At 35.0% G+C, this 16178-nt stretch carries 13 protein-coding genes; 8 read left to right on the forward strand and 5 right to left on the reverse strand.

Annotated features, from left to right (window positions below; all coding sequences use genetic code 11):
• A partial coding sequence (locus tag PHQ93_RS07225) for a valine--tRNA ligase (protein WP_299942629.1) occupies window positions 1-2238 on the reverse strand: 2238 nt, incomplete at its 3' end.
• Window positions 2239-2351: 113 nt separating this feature from the next.
• Window positions 2352-3179: a GGDEF domain-containing protein gene (locus PHQ93_RS07230; protein WP_299942631.1), complete on the reverse strand. Its 828-nt coding sequence runs from the start codon at window positions 3177-3179 to the stop codon at window positions 2352-2354.
• Window positions 3180-3341: 162 nt separating this feature from the next.
• On the opposite strand from PHQ93_RS07230, the gene PHQ93_RS07235 reads away from it, so the two are divergent.
• Both PHQ93_RS07235 and PHQ93_RS10740 read left to right on the forward strand, forming a co-directional pair.
• Complete coding sequence (locus PHQ93_RS07235) at window positions 3342-5417, forward strand: ATP-dependent helicase (protein ID WP_299942633.1); 2076 nt, start codon at window positions 3342-3344, stop codon at window positions 5415-5417.
• 52 nt (window positions 5418-5469) lie between these two features.
• A complete protein-coding gene (locus tag PHQ93_RS10740; RefSeq protein WP_367278381.1) occupies window positions 5470-5904 on the forward strand; it encodes a c-type cytochrome in 435 nt (144 codons plus the stop codon).
• A gap of 32 nt (window positions 5905-5936) precedes the next feature.
• On the opposite strand, the gene PHQ93_RS07245 is transcribed toward PHQ93_RS10740, so the two are convergent.
• Genes PHQ93_RS07245 through PHQ93_RS07255 form a run of 3 tightly spaced genes read right to left on the reverse strand, consistent with a single transcriptional unit; the run spans window position 5937 to window position 8223 of the window.
• On the reverse strand, window positions 5937-6719 hold the full coding sequence (locus PHQ93_RS07245; RefSeq protein ID WP_299942635.1) for an EI24 domain-containing protein: 783 nt from the start codon (window positions 6717-6719) through the stop codon (window positions 5937-5939).
• Complete coding sequence (locus PHQ93_RS07250) at window positions 6716-7657, reverse strand: DUF3137 domain-containing protein (RefSeq protein ID WP_299942637.1); 942 nt, start codon at window positions 7655-7657, stop codon at window positions 6716-6718. Before PHQ93_RS07250 ends, PHQ93_RS07245 begins: the two co-directional genes overlap by 4 nt.
• Window positions 7658-7668: 11 nt before the next feature.
• Window positions 7669-8223, reverse strand: coding sequence for a LemA family protein (locus tag PHQ93_RS07255; RefSeq protein WP_299942639.1), 555 nt, complete (start codon window positions 8221-8223; stop codon window positions 7669-7671).
• A 188-nt stretch (window positions 8224-8411) separates the two neighbouring features.
• Here PHQ93_RS07255 and PHQ93_RS07260 point away from each other — a divergent pair, with 188 nt between their 5' ends.
• From PHQ93_RS07260 to PHQ93_RS07285, 6 genes are all read left to right on the forward strand, one after another.
• Window positions 8412-11030, forward strand: coding sequence for a PAS domain S-box protein (locus tag PHQ93_RS07260; protein ID WP_299942641.1), 2619 nt, complete (start codon window positions 8412-8414; stop codon window positions 11028-11030).
• An 18-nt stretch (window positions 11031-11048) separates the two neighbouring features.
• Entirely contained in the window at window positions 11049-12677 is a 1629-nt protein-coding gene (locus tag PHQ93_RS07265; protein ID WP_299942643.1) for a diguanylate cyclase, read from the forward strand.
• A 209-nt stretch (window positions 12678-12886) separates the two neighbouring features.
• Window positions 12887-14224 (forward strand): deoxyguanosinetriphosphate triphosphohydrolase, encoded by a 1338-nt coding sequence (locus PHQ93_RS07270; RefSeq protein WP_299942645.1) that lies wholly within the window; start codon window positions 12887-12889, stop codon window positions 14222-14224.
• Between the two features lie 57 nt (window positions 14225-14281).
• Window positions 14282-14527, forward strand: a complete 246-nt coding sequence (locus tag PHQ93_RS07275; RefSeq protein WP_299942647.1) for an AbrB/MazE/SpoVT family DNA-binding domain-containing protein — start codon at window positions 14282-14284, stop codon at window positions 14525-14527.
• The gene (locus tag PHQ93_RS07280; RefSeq protein WP_299942649.1) at window positions 14521-14856 is read left to right on the forward strand and encodes a type II toxin-antitoxin system PemK/MazF family toxin; all 336 of its coding nucleotides are present in this window, start codon (window positions 14521-14523) and stop codon (window positions 14854-14856) included. The genes PHQ93_RS07275 and PHQ93_RS07280 overlap by 7 nt, the downstream gene beginning before the upstream one ends.
• 113 nt (window positions 14857-14969) lie before the next feature.
• A complete protein-coding gene (locus tag PHQ93_RS07285; RefSeq protein WP_299942651.1) occupies window positions 14970-16175 on the forward strand; it encodes an AAA family ATPase in 1206 nt (401 codons plus the stop codon).
• The last annotated feature ends 3 nt before the right edge of the window (window positions 16176-16178 follow it).

Raw genomic sequence — 16178 nt, forward strand, 5'->3', positions numbered from 1 at the left:
TGCCAAATCAACTAAAACTTTGGCACGGCGGATAGAGACGATAGCATCCATGATAAGCTCAAATCTTGCCTCATCTTTTTCGCGTTTTTTGGTTTTAGTAGGGTATCTCATAATCATAATCGAATCACTATCTTCCAGGCTTGTGCCTGAGAGTTCATGGTATAAATACTCCGTGATAAACGGCATAAACGGATGCAGAAGCTTCATAGACTCTTTAAAAATCGCTCCAAGTTCGATGATGGCGCCTTTGTCTGCTTTGCTTAACTCAATGCCCCAGTCACAAAACTCATTCCAGATAAAGCGATAAACTGCAGTCGCTGCGTCGTTAAATCTATACTCATCCATACATGCGCGGACTTCTGCAGTTGCCATGTTTAGTCTTGAGAGCATATATCTACCAAGCCCGCTCTCTACACAAAAACCTTTAAGGTCTGGAAAAACATCTGCATTCATCTGCAGAAATTTTGCGGCATTGTAGAGTTTGTTTGTAAAGTTGCGGTTTTGATCAAGCTTTGCTTTGCTCATACGGATATCGCGCCCTTGAGCAGCCGAGATGGCAAGCGTAAAACGGAGTATATCCGCGCTAAATTCGTTTACCATATCAAGCGGGTCGATAACATTGCCTTTTGATTTAGACATCTTTTGTCCGTTTTCATCGCGGACAAGCGCATGAAGATAGATGTGGTTAAACGGCAATTCGCCTATAAAGCTCTCACCCATCATCATCATTCTAGCCACCCAAAAGAAAAGGATATCAAAACCCGTGATTAGAAGCGAATTTGGGTAAAACTCTTTCATATCGTTTGAGGCAAAAAGTTTATCCATCTCAGCGTCGCCGTTACCCCAGCCTAAAGTTGAAAACGGCCATAGTGCGGAGCTAAACCAAGTGTCTAGTACATCTGGGTCTTGATGAATATTTTTTGAAGCACATTTTGGACACTCATGCTCTTCGTCTTTGAGACTTGCCCACTCATGGTCGCACTCATCGCAGTAAAATACAGGAATTTGATGTCCCCACCAAAGCTGTCTTGAGATACACCAATCACGCAAATCTCCCATCCAAGAGTTGTATGAGTTTATCCAATGAGGAGGAAAAAATTTCGCTTCGCCGTTATTAGTTTTTTCAATCGATTTTTTTGCAACCTCGCTTCTGACAAACCACTGTTTTGAGATGTAAGGCTCAACGATGTTTTTACATCTGTAACAGTGTCCGACTTGATGTTTATGCTCTTCAATCTTTACGATAAAGCCCTCATCTTGAAGTCTTTTGACAATAATATTACGGGCTTCAAGGCGTTCTAATCCTTTGAACTCACCTGCATACTCGTTTAAGATACCTTTTTCATCAAAAACGGTGATGAACTCCAAGTCGTGTCTCTTACCCACTTCATAGTCGTTTTGGTCGTGTGCGGGAGTAACTTTTACCACACCGGTTCCAAAAGTTATATCGACATGCTCATCGGCAATAATTGCAACTTCTCTGCTTGTTAGCGGGAGTTTTACTTTTTTACCTATAAGATGTTTGTATCGCTCATCATCGGGATGAACCATAACCGCAGTATCGCCGAAATATGTCTCAGGTCTTGTTGTTGCAACTTCTACAAAGCCGCTTCCATCTGCAAACGGGTACTTGATGTGGTAAAATTTGCCGTCATGGTCTTCATGTTCAACTTCGATATCGCTTAGTGCGCCGTCATGCGTACACCAGTTCACCATATAGTTTCCGCGAACTATTAGCCCTTGGTTGTAGAGATGAACAAACGCCTCTTTTACCGATTTTTGGAGTCCATCGTCCATAGTAAATCTCTCTCGTTTCCAAGCTGGACTTACTCCCATTTTACGAAGTTGTGAAGTCATAATCCCTGCAGATTCCTCTTTCCAAGCCCATGCACGATTTAAAAACTCTTCTCTGCCGATCTCTTCTTTTGTAGTTCCCTGCGCTAAGAGCTGTTTTTCAACAACATTTTGCGTAGCAATCCCCGCATGGTCTGTTCCCGGCTGCCAAAGAGTTTTATACCCGTCCATGCGTTTGTAGCGGGTGATGATATCTTGAAGCGTAAATGTGAGTGCATGACCTATGTGCAGGCGACCCGTGACATTTGGCGGAGGCATCATGATAGAGAAGTTTTTTCCCTCTTCTTGAATCTCTTTGTTGCCCTCTACTTCAAAGTAGCCTCTATCTTCCCAAATTTTATAAAATTTATCTTCTGTAAGTTGCGGTTCGTAGCTGTTTGACATATTTAATACCTTGAATGTTTGCTGTAAAAATTTCGCGATTATAGCGTAAATGTTGTGATGGGTTGCTTATGCTAAATCTATGTTTTAAATAGATTGAAGAGAGAAGTTGAATTTTAATATATACCAGTAACTCTTTTTTTTATCTGAATTTTATCTTCATACATATTGCTATCTGCCAGTTCTATCACATCGGTTAAGATATCACTTTTTTTAAATTCACAAATACCAAAAGAGAAACTCACTTTAAACGAGGACTCTTTAACTACTAAATGTTTTTTTATAATATTTTCTCTTATCTCATTTAGTTTTTTGTGAGCATCATTTTTTGTTGTCGAGGCAGAAAATATAATTATAAACTCATCTCCGCCGTATCTAATCACACTTTCGTTTGTCTTTTTAAGTTGATTTGCAACATAAATTAAAACTTTGTCGCCTATGATGTGTCCGTAGGTATCGTTTATAATTTTAAAGTAGTTCAGATCAATCATTGCAAGCGTGCCGGAGTTTTTAAATCTTTGCGATTCATCTTCTAAAGAGTAGTCATACAGCCATTTTCTGTTAAATACATCAGTAAGTTCATCTCTATAAACAGATTTTTTGAGTCTCTCTATTTCGCGTTGCAGATTTTGCGTCTCTTGTAAAACTTCCCTAAGGATAGTCTCATTTTTATCTTTTATGGCTAGTAGTGCCTTGTCCGTGCTTTCACTCAGCTTTTTTGCGTTTTTTGCCGTTGTCTCTTGCAAATCCGTAAATTGGGAAATTTTTTTACTCAAGAGATAATCCGTAATTTTATGCTCGTTATCTACATCGGTGTTATGAGATGAAGCACATTTTAAAAAAATATCCGTATAGATAGTCGGAGTAACAATGCTTATATCATCGATAGAATTTTTTGTTTCATTAGATATTACCTGTAGCATCTCTTCATTTATCTGTTGCATATTTAATTACCTTTCATTAGAAATTTGCGGCATAGTCAGTAGAATTATAGCAACATTTTATTTATAGGTGCACTTAAGTGAGTTTTTAGATGTGTTTTAAATAAAATTCAGTGAAGTTGTATTTGGTATAATCACGCTCTTAAAATTTTTATAGGAGTTTTTTTGCCACTTTCCCGCTTAAATGAAGAACAATACCTTGCCGCTACATCTGCATCTACGCAAAACCTTATTATTGCTTCAGCGGGAACCGGCAAAACTTCTACAATAGTCGGACGCATCGCTCATCTTTTAGGCTCCGGTACCAAACCGGAGGAGATATTGCTGCTGACTTTTACAAACAAAGCGGCTGCAGAGATGGTACAGCGGGTGGCTGATTTCTTCGGTAAAGATGTAGCCTCAAAAATAGATGCGGGAACATTTCATGCGGTAAGTTACAGATGGCTAAAAAAAGAGAATAAAAAGGTTGTCTTAAAACAGCAAAGAGAGTTAAAAACTCTCTTTAGAAGTGTTTTTGAAAAACGCTCTTTTGGGCATTTGGGGGCAGAGATAGCACCCTATGGCGGAAACTATCTCTATGATGTTTACTCCTTTTATCAAAATACTGAGATGCATGCAAATTTTGAAGAGTGGATAAAGGGTAAATATCCTGAGCATGAGCCCTTTGCTATGATTTACGCTGACATCGTCGATGAGTTTGAGAGTCTAAAAAAAGAGTACGGTTTTGTAAATTTTAACGATTTGCTTCTTAATTTTAGAGAGATGTGTAAAAGCAGGGATTTGGGTTATAAAGAGGTGCTTGTGGATGAGTATCAAGATACAAATGCGCTTCAAGGAACTCTCATAGATGCTATGAATCCGCCGTCGCTTTTTTGCGTCGGGGATTATGATCAGAGCATTTACGCTTTTAACGGTGCCGATATCTCCATAATCGGTACATTTTCAAAAAAATTTCCAAATGCAAAAGTTCATACCCTTACAAAAAATTACCGCTCAACCGTCCCGATACTCTCTCTTGCTACAAAAGTTATAGAGCATAATGAGAGGATCTATCCAAAAAAACTAGAAGTTACAAGAGGGCATAACTCAGAGCCTCCAAAACTGCTTGCCTATGATGAGCTTTTTGACCAATACCACGATATCGCCTATAAGATAAGTAACACGCTCACACCTAGAGAAGATATAGCCGTTATTTTTAGAAACAACTCATCGGCTGACGGTATAGAAGTTGGTTTAAGAGAGCTTGGCATCAATTGCAAGAGAAAAGGCGGAACTAGTTTTTTTGATTCAAGAGAGGTTAAGGCGGTACTTGATTTTTATACGCTTCTTGTCAATGAGTCGGATATGATGGCGTTTATCCACCTTTTTGAGTTTGCAAGAGGGATAGGGAGTGCGATGGCAAAAGAGATATATATTGCACTCAAAACTCTAGGGCTCGGAAGAATTTTTTATGGACTTTATGCGCCTGATGAGTCCATAAACAACCCTTTTGAGAAGAGAAAGCTTAATCATCAGCTGGGATTGTTTGATGATTTTTTAGAGCTTGGAAGTGTAGGAAAATTTGCAAAATGCGGATTTGAAGATAAGTTTATGAAAAATCCGATTTTAAAACATCCAAAACTTACAAAAGAGAGCGCTACATTTTTGCACGATTTTTATCTTCTTTATCGTGATTTAAAAGGTGTCAAACAGCCTCGCGTTATCGTGAAAAAGATTTCTGAATCGGCGATTTACAGATATATATCCGAGAGTTTGGCAAGCAAAAGAGCAACGCTTAAAGACGGTACGATTGACGAGAAGCAAAAGGCGGATTCACTCTCAAAAATAGCCAGAAAGATGATTTTGCTAGAAGAACTCTCAAAACCGTACTCTGAGCATGATAGATTTTTAAACGCTATGATTTTAGGCTCGTCGGATTTGACGCAAGGCGAGGGTGTAAACCTGCTAAGTGTCCACGCTTCAAAGGGTTTGGAGTACAAAGAAGTCTATATAGTCGACTTGATGGACGGGCGATTTCCAAACAGAAAACTTATGCAGCGCGGCGGCTCACTCGATGAAGAGAGAAGGCTTTTTTATGTCGCAGTTACCCGTGCAAAAGATATACTCTATCTTAGCTATGCAAAATACGACAAAATCAAAAAAACAAACTTTTTGCCGTCTCAATTTTTGTATGAAGCGGGGCTTGTTCCAAAAGATGAAGCCTACCGTGCTATGGTTTTAAAAGATGAGGATAAAGAGTAAATATTGTTGTTGATTTGGAGTATAATTTAAGAACAACAAAAAGGAGTAGAGTATGAAAATTTTAATTTCGATTGTAGTAGCGCTGTTTTTAGTGGGATGTGGTAATGATAACAAACAACAATCAAATGCTCAGAAGGCGGTTGACGCCGTAAAAGAGGTGAAACAGGAAGTTGCTCTAAAAGCGCAAGATGTTAAACAAGAAGCTGCGGCAAAAGTTGAAGAAGTCAAAAAAGCAGTTTCAACACAAATGGATGGAGCAACAATCTATCAAGTCTGTGCAGGATGTCATGGTGAGGATGCTTCTAAAGCAGCTCTTGGAAAATCGCAAATCATTAAAGGCTGGGATGCTAAAAAAATTGCAGATGCACTAAATGGCTATAAAAACAACACATACGGCGGTGCAATGAAAGGCTTGATGGCAGGTCAGGTATCTAAACTAAGTGATGGCGATATAAAAGCTGTCTCGGAATATATTTCAAAACTATAACAGGCAGTATACGGAAATTATTTCCGTATACTTTAAATCTCTCTTCTTATTTTCTTAACCTCCACAAAATATGTATGTCCAAGATAGATAACAAAAAATATAGCTCCGAAAAATACGGCGAATGGGATAAGCGATAGAAGATAGAGCGCTAAAGTTTTCATTCTTATTTTGTTTGCGTTGAAAAAGTTTATCTGTTTTTCCTCTTCAGCCGTACATATACTTGAAGAGACATCTAGTGTCAGCATCTTGTGAAAAAAGTAGTAAAGAGGGATATTTAGGGCGACTATATTTAAAAGCGGAATAAAATAAAAGGGTATAAGCAAGATAAAGAGCGCAAGCATAGCCAATGTCCATTTTATGGCAAAAAATATGAAGTAGAGTATATTTCCGTAACCTATCATCTCAACATCTTTATAGTGTCTTGCTTGAATCTCTCTTAAGATAAACGGGGTCAAAAAGCCTATGATGACAACTGCAAAAAATATAGAGATGTAGATAGTCAAAAAACCGCCTATTGCATAGATGAGAAAAGTAGCCAGCCAAGAAGTTATAGTATAGTTCATCAAAAATTTTATAATTGCAGAATCCTCAAGCACGGCACTTAGACTCTCGGTGTGCGGGACGCCGTTTTGGATAGTAGTTTGAGAGCTGTACACCTGCAGAGTGCCGAGCTGCTCAATCCCGATTCCCGCTATGATAAAAAAGAGAATGTACATAACAACCAAACTGATTATAAAAGGCAATATGGCAAATTTGAGCATTTGAGGAGTTAAAAAATCTTTGACGCTAAGAAGCGCTATATCTTTTTCGCTCATACTTTGCTCCATAGTTTTTGATTTAGTTTTAACTCTTCTACGACACCGATGGCTAAATGCAGGGTTTTTACATACTCCATCGCCACTTTATAATCTAAAAGCGAATGAAATACTGACGGCTCAAACAAATCTTTGTCATAACTGATAGCCATATAGATATGAGTACCGATAAATGAGATATAAACCGGATGTTTTGATTTGTGTTTAAAGTCAAGCAGTTTTTTCATAAGCGAGTGAGATAGGATATACCTTGCTTCTATCTGATTCGTGGAGTAGACTACAAACTCTTTTTCAAATTCGGGGTCATCCATTTTAACCAGTTCATCTCTAGCTGCATTGTTTGATTGCAGCCAATGTCCGATGATATCGCCGAATGTGCTTTGAGCGGTATCGGGCAAAACAACCGTTTCTCCGTTAAAGTGTTTGTTAAAGTCGGCAACAATAAAAAGCCCTTGAAATATTGTGCTCCATGTATCTTTACTTTTGGAGTTTTGATTTCTCTTTTGGGCATGTATGTCTGAAAATTGGATGTTTACACCGTCAATTTGACCTTTTACATAATCATTTCCGCTTATCTTATCGGGGTTGCTAAAGAGCTTTGAGTGTTCAAAAAGATACTCTGAGACATGAGTTGCACTTGAGTAGAGCAGAGTCTTATCTATAGCATGAATAAGCGGTTTTATGACATTCATCTTAAATTCATGTGTGTAATCTTTTATCATAAATTTATAAAGCAAAGCAATAAGAGCAATATATATAAAGATGATAAAGTCGTAATAATTATTTAAAGTATAAGCAATAGAAGCAAAAATAGCAGTAACGGTTATAGCAACAAAGATAATTCGATGTCTGAGATTTTTTCTATCATTCTCCAGCCTTTGCAGAGTAGGAAATAGATTGTTGTAGTAAAAATCGGTAAGTTCACTTACGCTCTTCATCACAAAAGCCTTTAGCTAAAAAGCTCTTTGACATTGACATTTTGGCGCTGCTCTTCAACTATCGAAAATACCTCTTTTCGTTTGTAGTTCATAAGCGAAGCCATAAAACTTGTCGGAATCATCTCTATAGCATTGTTGTAGTCCGTTACGCTTTGGTTGTATGCGCGTCTAGCCGCAGATATCTGCTCTTCAACCTCGTGCAGAGTGTGTTGCAGGTGCATAACATTTTCGTTTGCTTTTAGCTCGGGGTAGTTCTCAACTGCCACCATAATAGAGCCTAAAGCAGAGCTAACCTTCGCATCAAGAGCAATTTTCTCTCCATCGCTTAGATTTGGCTTATTCGCTTCTGCACGAAGGCGTGTAACATTTTCAAGAAGCGATTTTTCATGCTCCATGTATTTGCTCACACTTGCTACAAGGTTTGGGATAAGGTCGTAGCGTTTTTTTAGAACCGTATCTACACTTGCAAAGATATTTTCAACCTGATTTTTCTTTCCTACAAGCGAGTTATACATCAAAACTAAAACAAGTGCTAGAACTATAACTATAATGAGTGAAGTTGACATGAGTAATTCCTTTGGATGAGGTTAGTGTAATAGTTTACCTTAAAATAGTTAAAAGTATTTTAAGATTTCTTTATATTATGCTTCTTACAAAATTTATAAGTTATATTCTTAATCAAGTTTAAAATTAAGAAATTACTGAAAAATAGTTATAATAATCACTGAATTTTTATACTTTTAAGGAATTTAGTGTGAAGTTATTGAATTATAGATATAAAGATAGAGATTCATTAAAAAAATTTATACAAAAAAATAGTATTTTAGATACAAATTTTACCTTTATACAGCTTTTTTATTCAGATAGTGATATAAAAAATGTTTATAAAGCAAGAGATGATTTAAACTCAATACTACCAAACGCATCTTTTATGGCTACATCTACTGCCGGCATTGTAAAGGGCGGAGAAATAGTTGATGGTGAGATAGTTATCTCCTTTTCTCTTTTTGAGCATTCATTTACAAAATCTCTTTGTTATGTATCAAAAACTGCCGATGAGATAGTTGAGAGTATCTCAAAAGATTTAATAACCTCCAGCACAAAACTTCTTGTAATTTTTGCAAATACATTTAAAATAAATTCTGAATATATTCTTAAAGAAATATCACTTAAGCATCCAAATATTGTCATATCCGGCGGAAATGCCGGAGATGATTTTAAATTTAAAACATCAAATGTTTTTTCTTCTAAATGCAATACCTGTGATGTGGTGGTTGGCGTTATATATTCTGATATTTTAAAGGTTGAAACAAAATACCTCTTTAATTGGCAAACTATCGGAAAACAGATGGTAGTTACGAAATCCTCTGAAAATATAGTGTATGAGATAAATAATCAAAGTGTTTTGGATATTTATAAGCACTATCTAGGTGATGAAATAGCAGAAAATATGCACACTTTAGGGATAGAATTTCCATTAATTTTTAGTGAAGATGGAGTTGATGTTGCAAGGGCTCCTATTGCAGTGGATGAAGCACAGGGGAGTGTACAATTTGCAGGCGACATAAAAGAGGGTAGTTATGTAAAATTTGGCTATGCAAATATAGAAAATATTAAAAATGCAAATATTGAAACAATCAATCAAAATAGATTTAAAAACGAAGCTATATATATTTACTCTTGTGCAACTAGAAGACAAGTATTAGGAAGTTATTTTAAAGAGGAACTTAAATCACTTCATACTTTAGCACCACTATCTGGTTTCGCCACTTACGGTGAATTTTTTCACGACTCAAAGAGTTGCAGTAACAATCTTTTAAATATAACTACAACTTATGTGGTTTTAAATGAGGGTAATAAAGAAGAGATTATTGAACAAAAAAGAGTAGATAGAAATAAGAACATAGAAGAAATTAGATTAAAAGCTATTACGACACTTGTTGCAAAAATAGGTGAAGAATTGGATGAAAATTTATATTATTTAGAACAATTTAAAAGAATTGTAAATAATTTTTCAATAATATCTGCAACCGATGAAAAAGGAATTATCAAAGATGTAAATGAAAATTTTATAAGTTTGTCCGGATACTCCAAAGAAGAACTTATAGGAAAGTCGCACAATATTGTAAGACATGAAGATATGCCAAAAGAGGTATATAGAGATATGTGGGAAACCATAAAAAGCGGCAAATCATGGAGAGGGCTTGTAAAAAACAAAACAAAAGAGGGTAAGCCATACTATGTAATCTCTGAAATAAGTGAAGTCTTAAATAAAGATGGAAGCTTTAAAGAGTATTTAGGATTTAGAACCGATATAACAGAGCTTGAAGAGTATAAAAATATTTTAAGAGTTGAGCTAGATATTAAAAGTAACAATCTTGAAGATAACCTGCACTATATGCAACAGTATGAAAATATAATAAATTCATCTATAGCCATTTTAAAGACAGATACAAAGAGCATCATAAAATATGCAAATAAAAAGTTTTGTGATTTAAGCGGCTATACGGAAGATGAATTAGTAGGAAAAAATTGCTCAGAGCTACGACATCAAAAACATAGAGAGTCTCATCTCTGTGATAAAATAACTGAAAAATTATCTAAAAAAGAGAGTGTTCAGTATATTTTAACAAACATTGCTAAAGATGGCTCAGAGTACATTATAGATTCACTTTTTTACCCACTATTAAATAGAAACAATGAAGTCTCAGAGTATATACAAGTTATGCTTGATGTAACAGAGATATATGCACTCAATGAAGAGATTATAAATACGCAAAGGGAGGTAGTTCTCACTATGGGCGCTATCGGTGAGACGAGAAGCAAAGAGACAGGTTTGCATGTAAAAAGAGTAGCTGAATACTCTTATCTTTTGGCAAAATTAGCGGGGATTAGTGAAGAGGAAGCAAGCCTTCTAAAGCAAGCCTCTCCTATGCACGATATAGGTAAAGTCGGCATTTCAGATAATATACTTAACAAACCGGCAAAGCTCACTTTGGAAGAGTTTGAAGTAATGAAAACACATGCCATAATAGGATATGAGATGTTGCAACACTCAAAAAGACCTATCCTAAGAGCTTCTGCACAAGTTGCACTCACCCATCATGAAAAATATGATGGAAGTGGATATCCAAGAGGTTTAAAAGCAGAAAATATTCCTATTTATGGGCGTATTACCGCTATAGCCGATGTTTTTGATGCACTTGGACATGATAGATGTTATAAGAAAGCGTGGGAGTTAGATAAAATTTTAGAACTTTTTGAGAAAGAGAGAGCAAAACATTTTGATCCAAATCTTATAGATCTATTTTTTAAAAATCTTGATAAATTTTTAGAGATTAGAGATAGATTGCAAGATAATGTACTAATTTAATAAACAAGGAAAAATAAAATGAAGAAAATACTCATCATAGAAGCTTCAAGCGTTTTTATAAATATGTTAAAAAATATGTTTATAAAAAACATAGGCATGAAAGTATTTAGTGCTAAATCTTTAGAAGAAGCAAGTTATTTGATTGACACACACAATTTTTTTCTTGTTATATCAAACTTGGTGCTGCCGGATGCATTAAATCTTGAGATATTGAAACTACTTGCTAAGCATAAATTGCCTACTATTGTTTTTAGCTCAAGAGTAGAGAGCAATCTTCTTAACAATCCTGAGTATCCAAATATTATAGACTATGTGATAAAAGATTTCAACTACGGAATAAATTATCTCTCTCATTTAGTTGAAGCTATAGAGTATTGTAGAGGCAAAGAAGTTTTAGTTGTAGATGATTCAACTGCTGTTTCTAAAAATATTCAGCAGATATTAGAAAAGATTTTGTTGAAGGTTCATGTTGCTAAAGATGGCGTAAATGCAATTGAACTACTTGCTAAAAATAGTTATATTTCTTTGATAATAAGCGACTACAATATGCCAAATATGAATGGGCTTGAGCTAATAAAAACTTTAAAATCAGATATAAAATACTCAAAACTGCCTATTTTGATTATAACCGGTGAAAATGATAATGACCTAAAGATAAAATTGTATAAATATGGTGCAAATGATGTGATTTTAAAACCGGTCTTAGAAGAGGAGCTTAGTTCAAAAATAATACATATTTTTTTAAATATGAAGCAGATGGAAGAGATAAGTGAGTTTAATAAAATTGTTGATGACAATGTTATCACTTCATCTACGGATACAAGTGGAAAAATAATCTTAGTATCAAATGCTTTTTGTGAAATATCCGGATACACAAGAGAAGAACTGATTGGAAAAAATCATAATATCTTAAGACATCCTGATATGCCGGATTTACTCTATGTTGATCTTTGGAAAACTATAACTTCCGGAAAAGTTTGGAGAGGTGAGCTAAAAAATAGAAAGAAAGATGGCTCTTACTACTGGGTAGATGCTATCATAGAGCCAAAGTTTAGTAAAGATAACCATATAATAGGCTTTAATGCGTTAAGACATAATATAACTGATAAGAAAAAGATATATGAACTCTCCATCACCGACGGACTAACCTCTTTATATAACAGAAGGCATTTCAATGATATAGCAGACTCCGTACTTGAGAATTCTTTGAGAAATAATAAAATATTTGCATTTGTCCTTTTAGATGTTGATAACTTTAAAAAGTACAACGATAATTATGGTCACCAAGATGGTGATAGTGTACTTATAAATCTAGCAAATGTATTAAAAGAGAGCTTTAAACGCAGTGAAGACACTGTATTTAGACTAGGCGGTGAGGAGTTTGGAGTTTTGATAAGTGCAAAAAGTATAGATGATATATATACTCTAGTAGAGAGCGCTAGAAAAAACATAGAATCTCTAAGTATAGAACACAAGCTCAACCCACCGCTAAATACAGTAACAGCTTCTTTTGGTGTAGCTATCATATCAAGTAGCACTAAAGATAAATTCATATTGGATACTGTTTATAAACAAGCAGATGATGCACTTTATGAGTCTAAAGAGAGAGGAAGAAATAGGATTACATATAAGCAACTTGGAAATTAGATTAGACTTTGCATAACCATAAATTAGATTCCAAATCAAGTTTGGAATGACGGAGTATATGAATTTTCGTCATCCTGAACTTGATTCAGGATCCAAGTTATGTAAGAATTCTAGTGTACTAGTCTATCCAAAAATGGTTGAAATTTATATTTTTGAAGTTTTGTTTTAGTACTATGGCAATATAAAATCCCTAGAGATGGAAATAAAAAATGTTTGAAAAACTACTCTGTAAAAAAAGATACTACTCCGATGATAAGATACAAGAGGATGAAAATCAACAATATTACAGAAGCAGTTTTCATAAAGATTATGACAGGATAATATTTTCCAACTCATTTAGAAGGCTCTCAAAAAAGACGCAAGTGCATCCGCTTTCAAAAAACGACCATGTTCACAACAGACTCACGCACAGCTTGGAAGTTGCGAGTGTCGGCAGAAGTTTAGGGCTTCGAGTCGGAGAATTTCTAAATAAAAAATACCCGCAGATAGAGATAAATCCTTATGATGTCGCATACATAATCCAAACTGCTTGTCTGGCGCATGATATCGGTAATCCGCCTTTTGGACACGCAGGGGAAGAGGTTATAAAAGAGTGGTTTGAGACTAATAAAAATGAGGATTTTTTAAAAGAGTTATCGCAAAACGAGATAGAGGATTTTATCCATCTCGATGGTAACGCTCAAAGTTTTAGAGTAGTTACTCAGATAGAAAATAACCTTTTTGAGGGAGGAATGAATCTTACTTTTGCAACGCTTGGGGCTTTAGTAAAGTACCCGCATCCATCGAGCAGTTGCAAAAATATCGGCAAATCGAAGTTTAACTATTTTCAAAGCGAAGCTGCCTTTTTTAAAATCCTTTTTGATGAGCTTGGATTAATTAAAGCAGACGGTATATTTAAAAGACATCCCCTTTCTTACCTTATGGAAGCCTCGGACGATATCTGTTACGGTTTGCTGGATTTGCAAGATGCTCTGGAGCTTAAAATCATAACGCTTGGGGATACGAAAAATATATTTACCCTCATTTGCGGCGAAGATGAGGTTGCAAAAATATACTCTGAGAGGAGTATTGAGGATACAAAAAAAGTCTCAAGACTGGTTGCCATCTCCATACATCTCTTAGCGGTACACACAATGGAGGTTTTTGAAGAGAATTTTGATGCCATCATAAGCGATGAGCAGCCAAAAGATTTGATTGAACTCTTTAGAAAAAAAGAGTTTCAAACTGCCATCAAAGAAGCAAAAAGACTTGGAAGCCAAAAAATATTTAATGAAAAAAGAAAAATAGAACTTGAACTCGGAGCTTACAATATTATAGAAACTCTGCTTAAAAATCTGATGCATGCCTCGTACGAACTTTACAAAAAAGAGGATGAGTCAAAACTCTCTTTTAGATACAAAAGAGCACTAGAACTTATGGGTGAAAACAGACCAAAAAAAACAGAGAGTTTGTACACTATGTATCAAAGGGTTATTGACTATATCGTCGGAATGACCGACAATCACGCGATGTATGTGGCAAATCAGTTGAATGGAATGGGGATTTAAGGGTTTATGATTTAGCAATACTATGATATACTTTGGATATACATTAAGGAGTTAAAAATGACTGCTATTATTTCAAAATGGGGAAATTCACAGGGGCTTAGAGTTCCAAAAGATATTATGCAAACTCTGCATTTATCTGTCGGTGATGAAGTTAATATATTTGTGCAAAACAATAAAGCGATAATCGAGCCTATAAAAAAAGAAAAAATAAAATATGACATCAATGAGCTTGTCGCAAAAATTCCAAAAGATTATCAAGCAAAAGAAGAGTTTATTTTATCAGTCGGAAAAGAAGAATGGTGAAAGAGTATATCCCAAAAAAAGGTGACTTAGTCATACTAACTTTCGACCCATCAGCCGGACATGAGCAACAAGGCAGAAGACCGGCTCTTATTATCTCAAATGAAGTTTTTAATAAACATGTAGGGTTAGCCATAGCTTGCCCAATAACTAACACCGATAGAAATTTCCCTTTTCATGTAAAAGTAGAAAGTGACAATTTAACGGGTTTTATAATGACTGAGCAGGTAAAATCCATAGACTACAATGTTAGAAAAGTTAAGTTTGTTGAGAGAGTCAGCGATGAGGTTTTAGAAAAAGTTTTAGGGATGCTAGAGAGCGTTGTGTTTTGAATATGCTTATTTAATTCAAGAGTCTCAATAATAAATAAAAATAACTAGTATATTGCAATAGACTTATAGCATATTTTATAGTATAATGCAAAAAACAAACTAAGGCTTAATGTATGCAAAAAATACTTGAAAATGCAAAAAGACTTTATGCTCTTAAGGCAAATCAAAAACTGCCGTTATATAAAAGATATATTTTTGACGCTCTTTATAATTCGCCTGCAAAAATAACCGCAGTTTATGGGAGCAGAGGAATCGGAAAAACTACTACACTTATGCAAATACTTCAAAAATCAGAACTTTCTATCAGTGCTAAACTCTATATCTCATGCGATTATGCAATGTTTCAAGATATTTCACTTTTTGATTTTGTAGATGAGTTTAGCAAAAGAGGAGGCGAGCTTATCTGCATAGATGAGGTTCATGAAGCTTTAAATTTTGAGAAAGAGCTGAAGTCTATCTATGATTTTTTAGATATTAAAGTCTATTTTACAGGCTCATCTGCACTTCATTTAACAAGTCCTGATTTTGCAAGAAGATACTCTATGTACCATCTTTATCCACTGAGTTTAAAAGAGTATTTGGAGCTTTCGTTTGATATATCTTTAAAATCTTATAGTTTGGAGGAGATTTTGCATAGTCATGAAAATATAGCAAATGAGATAATTCAAACTCTGCCAAATAAAAAGATACTAAAATATTATGATGAGTTTTTAAAAGTTGGAACTTATCCATTTTATTTTGAAGATAAAGATAAATATGTAGATAGAATCATAGAGACTATAAATACTATTTTGCATACAGATTTAAGCAAGCTTTTTATGATTCAGCCGGACAAAATAGATACTTTAAAAAAATTGCTGCTTACGATTTGTGTATCAAAACCTTTGGAATTTAGTATAGATAAATTGGCTTCAACTATCGGTATAACAAAAACCACGCTTTACAAATACATTGAATATCTTGATGATGCAGAACTCATCAAACAAATCACACATGAAGGCAAAAGGTTTGCAGCTATTAGAAAATCAGATAAGCTCTACCTTGCCAATACAAATCTTTTTGAGGCTCTTTGCATCTCCAAAGATATCGGAACTCTAAGAGAAACATACTTTGTTAGTAATGTTTGTACAAAACATAAACTCCACTATCTTGATAAGGGTGATTTTTTGATAAATGAAAAATATACGGTTGAAATAGGCGGTAAAAATAAAGGATTTGAGCAGATAAAAGATTTGCCAAACTCTTATGTTATTGCCGATGATATTGAGATGGGATTTGGCAATAAGATACCGCTTTGGCTGTTTGGATTTTTGTACTAAAAC

This window comes from Sulfurimonas sp., from assembly GCF_028714975.1.
Lineage (GTDB): Bacteria > Campylobacterota > Campylobacteria > Campylobacterales > Sulfurimonadaceae > Sulfurimonas.